The sequence below is a fragment of the Streptomyces sp. TLI_55 genome (genome assembly GCF_900206255.1).
GTDB classification, from domain to species: domain Bacteria; phylum Actinomycetota; class Actinomycetes; order Streptomycetales; family Streptomycetaceae; genus Streptomyces; species Streptomyces aquilus.
Genome location: NZ_OAOJ01000008.1, coordinates 1 through 8,174, shown reverse-complemented (window position 1 = coordinate 8,174; position 8,174 = coordinate 1). Strand labels below are relative to the sequence as shown.

Annotated in this window: 5 protein-coding genes and 1 pseudogene; 1 reads left to right on the top strand and 5 read right to left on the bottom strand. The window is 67.1% G+C overall.

Annotation, left to right across the window (positions count from 1 at the left end; all coding sequences use genetic code 11):
* The 3 genes and pseudogenes from CRP56_RS46460 to CRP56_RS47410 all read right to left on the bottom strand — a co-directional run.
* A pseudogene (locus tag CRP56_RS46460) lies at positions 1-298 on the bottom strand (hypothetical protein); the annotation flags it as partial.
* On the bottom strand, positions 298-2,439 hold the full coding sequence (locus tag CRP56_RS46455) for a DnaB-like helicase C-terminal domain-containing protein (RefSeq protein ID WP_257042486.1): 2,142 nt from the start codon (positions 2,437-2,439) through the stop codon (positions 298-300). The pseudogene CRP56_RS46460 and the gene CRP56_RS46455, both read right to left, overlap by 1 nt.
* A gap of 1,116 nt (positions 2,440-3,555) precedes the next feature.
* Complete coding sequence (locus CRP56_RS47410; RefSeq protein ID WP_143665048.1) at positions 3,556-5,922, bottom strand: helix-turn-helix domain-containing protein; 2,367 nt, start codon at positions 5,920-5,922, stop codon at positions 3,556-3,558.
* Positions 5,923-6,107: 185 nt separating this feature from the next.
* Here CRP56_RS47410 and CRP56_RS46440 point away from each other — a divergent pair, with 185 nt between their 5' ends.
* Entirely contained in the window at positions 6,108-6,326 is a 219-nt protein-coding gene (locus CRP56_RS46440) for a hypothetical protein (protein ID WP_143665047.1), read from the top strand.
* On the opposite strand, the gene CRP56_RS47405 is transcribed toward CRP56_RS46440, so the two are convergent.
* Together CRP56_RS47405 and CRP56_RS47400 are read right to left on the bottom strand one after the other, a co-directional pair.
* Positions 6,273-6,731 (bottom strand): hypothetical protein, encoded by a 459-nt coding sequence (locus tag CRP56_RS47405; protein ID WP_143665046.1) that lies wholly within the window; start codon positions 6,729-6,731, stop codon positions 6,273-6,275. The two genes, CRP56_RS46440 and CRP56_RS47405, sit on opposite strands and share 54 nt — an antisense overlap.
* Before the next feature lie 765 nt (positions 6,732-7,496).
* Positions 7,497-8,174 (bottom strand): hypothetical protein (locus tag CRP56_RS47400; protein ID WP_218878168.1); only part of this gene is annotated, 678 nt, incomplete at its 5' end.

The window sequence follows — 8,174 nt, the reverse complement described above, 5'->3', positions numbered from 1 at the left end:
TGGGGTCGGCGGGGACGATGGCGACGTTCTCGTAGGCGGTGTGGATGAGGTCGCGGTAGTTGCGGCGGATGTTGTACTCGGCGTCGGAGAGCCAGTTGATGAGGGTCTTGGTCGTCACGTTCAGGCCCGCGTCCGCGAGGGCCTGCTGTCCGCGGTGGGTAGCGGTGAGCTGGGAGAGCTGGGCGTGCCAGTGCTTGGCGTTGTAGGACGACAGGCGGTGGCGTGCGGTGACCTGGGAGCGCAGCAGGTCGTTCAGGGCGGCGCCCAGGGAGGTGCCGCGTCCGGTGGGTCCGGCCATCAGTCGTCACCTTCGAGGATGGTCTCGCCGGCCTTCACGAACTTGCTCTTGACTTCGCCGAAGCCGGTCCCGATCCGGTAGGTGGACGGCGGGGTGTTGGGCGGGGTCCAGAAGATGGCCTGGTCGACGTTGCGCAGCGCGACGAGGGTGTGGCCTTCCTGGACGGCCTTGAAGGCGACGGTCCAGTGCCGCACGGAGGCCTCGGCGACCATGCTCATGCGCCAGTCCGGCCGCCAGAACGGGGAGCGCTGGGAGGGACGCTTGGGCCACAGCAGGCGCAGCGCGATCGACAGGCGCGTCTTGTAGGCCTTGTAGGGGTCGCCGCCGATCTGGACGAGTTCGGTGCGTGCCTTGCGGGTGGCCTCGTAGAACGGCTTGAACAGCGACTCGTTGGCCTTGCCGGTCCAGGAGTCGTGGATGGTCGGCATCGTGTCGAGGTGGTTGTCCCGGACCAGCTTCACCAGTTGCTTGATGTGGGGGGTGGTGACCCACGCTCGGCCGTCCTCGTCGGGCCTGTCGGCGATCCGCCCCAGGGGGTGCGGCATGTCGGTGCGCGTCCAGGCGGGGATGTCGATGAGGTAGATACCGGCCCCGGCCTTGTCGTACGCGTCGAGGGGGCCGGTGTGCAGGAGCTTGTTCGGGGCGAGCGGCACGGCCGAACAGGCGGAGGGGAAGCTGCCGTTGCGGTCGATCAGGCACAGCACGCCTTCGCCGAATGAGTCGGGCACGTCGAGCTGGTCGCGGCGCACGCGCCTGCCGTTCGCCCGGATGTGGGGCACGCGGGTGGCGGTGACGTCGGGGTGGACCCAGCGGGGCTCGCCGTCCATGTGCTCGCTGATCAGCGGCCACGGGCCGCTGTCGCGTTCCTCTTTGCGGATGACGCGGATCGGGTGCATCTTCGAGCGGCCGACCGAGTCCTTGAGGATCTTCAGGGCGGGGAAGACATGGCCCTCGGGCTCGTCCTCCTCATCCTCCGGCGACAGAGTGTCCTCCTCGTCGTCTTCCTCGTCCTCGACCGCGTCGGCCGTCGCCTCCCGGTTGTCCGCCAGGGTCTGGACAGTGGCACCGGCAGGAGTCGACTGCCCGGCGGCTGTGGTGGGGTCGGCGGACTCGGGGGTGCCGTAGGGGCGCAGCGCATTGGCGAGGCGGTGTCCCTCATGGGTGTCCGGCCACTGCGAGACCGTGGCGGCCGCCTGGATGAGCGTCGGCAGGATCTCCTTCAGGGCCTCGTGGTCGCCGCCCGCGACGGCGGTCCGCCACGCGGCGAGCTCGTGGGTGAGGGCGGCGGGGATCCCTTGGTGTCCGCCGGACGTGTAGGGAAGGGCAGCTTCGGCCAGTTCCCGCGCCGCCGTTCCACTGGTAGCCGTCGAGCGACCCGGGCCGCCCGCTGGGCTGTCGGCGCGTTCATGGGGCGGGGCGCCGGCGTCGAGGAAGCGGGCGTGGACCAGGTCGGGCTGCAGGGAGGCGGAGCCAATCGTGCCGAAGTCGCGCTCCGCGACCGTCACCTGGACCCGGGCAGAGTCCTCGGTCGGCATGAGCGTCAGCAGGATGTCGGCGTCCAGCAGGCCCAGGAGTTCGGGATCGTCGCTGTCCACAATGGCGAGGACCGGCACGTGCAGGGTGCGCGCGAGCGTGGCCAGGACCTGGGAGGCCGCCGGGAGACGGTCCCCGGACAGCGGCAGGCGGGCGCTGTGGGCGGCCTGCATCCGGTCCACGACCACCAGGGCCAGGCCCTGCATGTGCGGGGCGGTGTCCGCGATGTCCTCGGCCCTCAGGTCACTGCCGTCGTCGATCATCAGAAGGTCGCCGGCCTGGACGAGTTGACGGGCGACCTGCTGTTCGTGCTCGGTGAGGCGGCCCTGCTTCAGGCGCGCGTACTCGCCGCCGGTCTCGGCGGCGATGATCCGGCGGAAGATGTCGTCCCGGTTCGGGCCCGAGGCCGCGTACAGGACCATGGCCTGGTCGACGAGCGCCGACGTCCGTGCGGCGGCCAGCCCCAGCAGGCTCCCGCCGACACTCGGACGCGCCGCCACGAGCGTCAGCTTGCCCCGCTGCAGACCGCCCGTGGCAGCGTCCAGGCCCGGCAGCCCCGAAGGTGGGGCCGCCGACCGGGCCGTCGGTGAGGACGGAACCGATGGCATCGCCGAGCGTGGCGAGCCTGCGCGGCGTGCTGCCGCGGTCCTGGTTGCCTTGGGCGTTCACCGCACCTCCTGCGGTCGCCGCGCGAGAGTCCGCGGCCGTATCGGATGAGGAAGCATCGGACGAAGAGTCGGCGGGGAGCAGGACCGCGACCGGCGTGGTGTTCCGCAGCAGCACCTGCGGCTGACCCTTCGCCGCCAGCGCGACAAGGTCACCGAAATCCCTCTGCGCCACGCTCAGCACGTGAGCCGGGAAGGCATCGGTCTTTCGGGCTGCCGGGAACCGGTCCAGTGGCGCCAGCAGGGCACGCACCTTGTGCTTGGTGATCACCGTTGTGCGCCCGTCCTCCTCGGCGAGCTTCACCAGCGCGTACAGCTGGTTCCGCGCCGTGGTCGCGTTGACCGCCCTCTCCTCCTGCGGCGACTGACTCACTCACCCTCCTAGAGCACTCAAACCCCTATCAAGGTAACAGGATCCACTCAGATAATTGAGAAAGTCACTATATTTTTCACGACTTTCACTCATTACTGGGATGTCAGTGGCGTGGTTGACTGGCCGGATCACTCCCGGGCCGCTCAGAAGTGGCCGCCCCGCGGAGAAAGTGATCGTCAGGCTCGGGGCGCTCTTGAGCGTGGAAAGTGGGTGGTTCGAGGGTCTGGTGGTGACGTGTGGGCAGACAGAGGAATCGTGGTCGCCCGCATCGAACGGGAGGACGGTTCCAACGTCGCCCCGCACTGGAGGATCTCCGGCCGGTAACCGCCCAGTTGCAGGCGTTCGACGGCTGACCGCATCCCTCTCCTGCGCGCTGTGCTCCCCAGACCCTGCCCGGTCTCGGACTGAGCCGTCTGTTGCACTGCGGCTCAGACGCCCGTCAAGGTGGGGACCGCCGCCGTGTCCTCATCGTGCCCACCGGTCCGCAGTGCAGCACTGCGGGGAATCATCGGAGCACGGGCGGCGGGGTCCACGTGGACGTCGAGCCGTCCGGCTCGAGTCCTGAGCGACGCAGCCGGTCGGCCTCGAGGGACCGTCCCCGCTGTCGCAGGTGCTTGGCCAGATCGAGCAGGGAGTGCCGGTTGCCCGCCAGGATGTGCTGGCGCAGGGCTGCTTCGGCTTCGTCCTCACGTCCTGTGCGCCACCAGAAGTTGATCAGAGGCATCCGGGATCCAACGCGTGCGCACACCTCGGTGTACTTCTGCTGGGCCCGGCCCAGCTGTCCGGCCTTCTCCAGGAGGGCGGCTTCCTCCCTGAGCGCTGGGTCGCCGCCGAATCCGGTGATGCGGCTGAGCTCGTTCCAGTCCTCGTCTTGCGCGGCGATGACCTGGAGGCGCTGGCAGACCTGCTCCGTGGCCATGCCGGCATTGAGGGCGCGTTCGAGGAGGGCACGGCGTTCGCTGAGGTTGTCTGGTTGGTCGGCGTCGGCCCGGTTCTCCAGACACCAGATCAAGCCAAGGCTTGTCCAGACGTCGTCGGAGGGGAATGCGCGCAGAACCGTGGAGAGAAGGCACGGTTCCTGTTGTTCGCCGTACTTGTGACGCTCCAAGTCCTCCCAGAGTGCGGGAGTACCAGGTGTACCAGTCGTCTCCGATGTTCAGCTTGGCGATGATTTCGGGGTGATCCGGCACGACCTCGACGGTGTACTTCGCAGAAATCTCGAGTGTCGGCGGATTGGTGATGATCTCGTACGAGGTGTACGGGGGCACGACGTCGTGCAGGAGCGGGTCGATGGTGGCGTAGTTGGTCATCCCCAGATCGAAGTCGTCGAGTTCGTCGAGCACCATGTCGATGCCGCTCAGTTCTTCAGTCCGGGCTTCGGTCCTGGTCGTGGGGGCGGCGGATGGAAGCGGTGCTGATTCAGGAGCGGGGTCGGGCGCTGTCCAGTGGACTTCCTCCATTAGCTCCCCCAGGGCGCGATCTGCGTCCTGCTGGCCCAGTTGTCCGGCGCGCGTGAAGTACCGGTGTGCCCAGCTGAATACGGTCCGGCTCCGCGCGGCGTGGCCGAGAAGTATGAGCTGGTCGGCGTTGGTTACGTGGTCATGCAGGGCTTGCCAGGTGCGTGGCGGGATCGCGTCCTGGTGCCGGTCGCGGTGGTGGACGAGGTAGGGCGACACGTCGTAGCCCTGCACCTGGTAGACGGATGTGTGATTGACCGGGTAGAGGGCCGCGACCTGACCGGTGACCCTACGGCTGGCGGCGCTGAGGGCCTCGGGCAGCCATCGGCCGTCCGTTCTGGCTCGCTCGTAGGGGTCCAGGTGCCCGAAAGCGGCGTCCGCGAGGAGCGCGTCGTTGAGTGGTTCCGTGAGTCCCAGGCGCCGACAGTCGGTGGCGCCAAGGACGAGCGCGCGAGTGCTGGCCTCCAGGCGGGGGAGGCGGCTGACCAGCTGTGGGCCACCAGTGAGCATAGGGATGACGCGGCCGGTGTCGGCTGCGGCTTCGAGGGCGTCCCGCAACTGCGGGTCGATCTTGGCCGCCTGGCGCGCATCGGTCAGATCGTGCAGTACTTCGTCGACGTCGTGGATGCGCTCAATCAGCCGCAGGACGAGCTTGGCCCGCGCATCGCGTTCGGGATCGTCGGTCAGTTCTTCGAGTTGCCGCAGCGTGAGCGGATGGACGGTAAGGAGCACCGCCACCGGCTCGCGACGCTGCAGCAGCGCCTTCAGGCCAACGCTCACCTCGTGGAGTTCGGGCTCGCGTAGATGACGGGCAGCGTCGTCCAGAAACACCAGGGCTCCGGCCGGAACGGGCCCCGCAAGCAGGTCCAGTAGTTCACGGGCGTCTTCGGGCCGGGCGAGCAAGGTGGTCGGCGGCAGGACCGCGGTTGCCGCGGCCCAGGCCGAGCGTGTCTTGCCGACGGACGACCAGCCGCTGAGCGCAACGCACCGCGGCCTCACCTCGTGACCGTAGAGCAGGTCCGTGCCCAGTACCTGGTCGAAGGCTCGCGCCAGATACTGCGGTCCGGCATCCGTTGTCGGGCTGGAGTCACGGTTGTTGCCGACGGACGCCTGCACTCCGAACGCCCGGGGCGTCCAGTCGGCAAGGCGGCGGAACCTGCCAGTCGGGCCGCTTCCTGCGGCCTCGGCAGGCGCGGTTGGTCCGGCGAGGGAAGGGACGTCAGCGGGCCCGGTCCCGGGTCCCTCCACGTGCCCGGCGAGATCGGCGTCGTCATCAGGTTGGGGTGCACGCGCCTCGAACAGTGCGTCTTCCAGACGCGTGCGGGCCGTTTCCCAGGCGCGGGGGTCGTAGGCGCTGGCCGGCACCGTTCCGCGGCGCAGTTTGTGGTCGCGGCACCGTTGCACGTACAGGGCGACGAAGGGCTCTTCGGGCGCGTGAGTTCCAACGCCTCGCTCCTTCGCGGAGATGGTCTTGATGCTGAAGTTCGCAGCCGCGGGGCTGGCCAGGTCGCTCTGCGACAGGCCGGAGGCCACTCGGAGCGCGCGCAGCTTCCTGCCGAACGCGATCAGCAGCTCGTTCCTGATCTCAGCGGCCACCGCGGCTCCCGTTCCAGAGCGACTCCAGAGGCGGATCTCTGGACAGGCGGTGACGTGCTGTTCTCCCCGGGCCGTCCAGAGGAACCGCCAGGATCTCACGCACTGCGTTGCCGGGTTCGAGATTTGGAGCAGCTCGCCGCCGTTCCGAGGGCCGGAACCTTGTGCGGGTGGCTCGGGAGGTCCTGGTGCTCATCGCACTCAAGCTGTTTGGAATCGCTGGACTGTTGGTGATCATGCTTCTGGCGGCTGTGCTCGCCGGTGTGATCGTGGCCGTTGTCCACTGGAACGACCACCGCCGCGTCAGCGCGGCTCTTCTGCGGGGGCTGAAGGCGTTCGCCGCCGCGGTGACTCTAGAGCTGGGGGTGGCCGGCTTCGTCCTTCTGCTGGCGAAATTCCTCTTCTAGGACGCGTCGGAGAAGAGGCGCGAGGTCCTCGACCGTGCCCTGCTCCTCATCGCCCACCTGATCCGCGAAGAACTGCCCGCCGCCACCGCCATCAGCGTCAACGGCTCCGTCCTCACCGCCGTCCACGACGACACAGAGGTCATCTGGCAGCCCAGTGACGAGACCCGCGGCAAGCTCAGCGGCGCGAGCCGGCGGCACATCCGGGACACGCTCCTCGACACGCTCAGCTTCCACAGCACCGCCTCCCTGCTCGCGGCCGACTGGAAGCAGGTCGACGAACAGACCAACACCCTCCGCGTCGCCCTGCCCGCCGACCCTGACCGGGAGCAGGACGCCGCTCCGGCCGCCGACGACCGGCCACACGGCACACCGGGGGAGGACGCCGGGCACTGCGCGCAGTGCCACCGACCGCTCATCTGGGACGGGACCGGTAGCCGCGTGAACGACGAGTGGGGCGCCCCCACGGCCCCCACGGTGCACAATCCCGCCCCACCCACCAGCCCAGGAGCGTCCTCGATGGCTACGGCACAGCTGGCGTTCAACCTGTCCGGCTTCGGGCCGTCGACGCGCGGCACGAGCGCGATCCGCTCCCAGACGGGCCGATCGCAGCTCAGACTCCCGCGAATCTATGCAGCGCTTTGGAATCGGGAGCAGCAATAATCATCCCCTGGGTCGCTCACGCTGGATGATTGTTGCTTGAAGGCACGCCTAGGATTGCTAGGCACTCGTTCGCCTGAACAGGGCGCAGAGTCTCGAGGAAGACGATGGCATCAGAGTGTACGGTGATTTCACTGATCGGCTCTCCGTTGATATTGCGACGGCCGCTTTCTCTGGTGCTAATCATGCTTGTCTCGGATACCCAGAGAATGGTGTTACCGTGGTCGTAGCCATCACACGGGCAGGGCTCTGTGACGCAAACGCAAGGGTTGAATGGAAGTAGGCCCCTCTGTCGGAACGGATGATTCTCTGGAAATTCCAGTTCTATGCCAGCAATCCGCGTCGATGTTGCGGGTCTCAAGCTGCCGCAGCTTCTGGGCATAGTAATCGGACAACGCTCCGTCCCGTCTGCAGTGTCGTTCTATTCGTGTGTCACGAATTCCCTGTGTGCTGGCTAGTTCAGTAACCAAGGGTGATTCTTTAAGGCTTTCCTTAGTGGCGCCGCCATCCCCGCTACTTGCACAATGCAAGCCCGGCACCAGCCGCCATTCCTGCGACAAGGCAGCCAGTCCCCACAGTCTTGAAACAGGAGAGAAGACCTGTAGCGACCATTCCGGACAGTACTCCGCATGCGAACTCCTCGGACATGTCAGTTTCGCCCTGCCCCGCACTCTCAAGTGCGGCGATCTTTCGGCGGAGATCCTCACGTTCGACGGGTGCTCGCTTGGCGACGTACTCAAAAACTTCAGCGCCTCGCTTCGCGAAATCATCGTCAGTGGCGCGCAGAAACATTCGAGCGTCTTTTCTCTGGGCTACATGCGGGGCATCAGTGGCGTTCAACTCCGCCAGAATGCGCCCATTTACCCATGAGCGGTGAGTGGTGAAGATGCGCTGCATCTTGAATGCGTGCCGCTCCACTACTGCGATTTGATCATCGATCTGTCGACCGAGTGCAATTAGCACCTGGGAGTCGCGAGCCGTTCGGATGTCTCCGCCGGCTGCTGTCCAAGCCGCATCCAGCGTGATGAGTCGCTGCATATCCGCGAGGGCTTCGGCGATCGAGATTGTGTCGTGGAGCGCTGGTTCGGATTCTAGTGGGGATTCATTCGCAACACTGGTCACGATGGTGGTCCCTTCCAGGTCCTTGAGTACCCGCTGAACCCGTCCCTGGGCCGAGGGTTCGAACTCGGA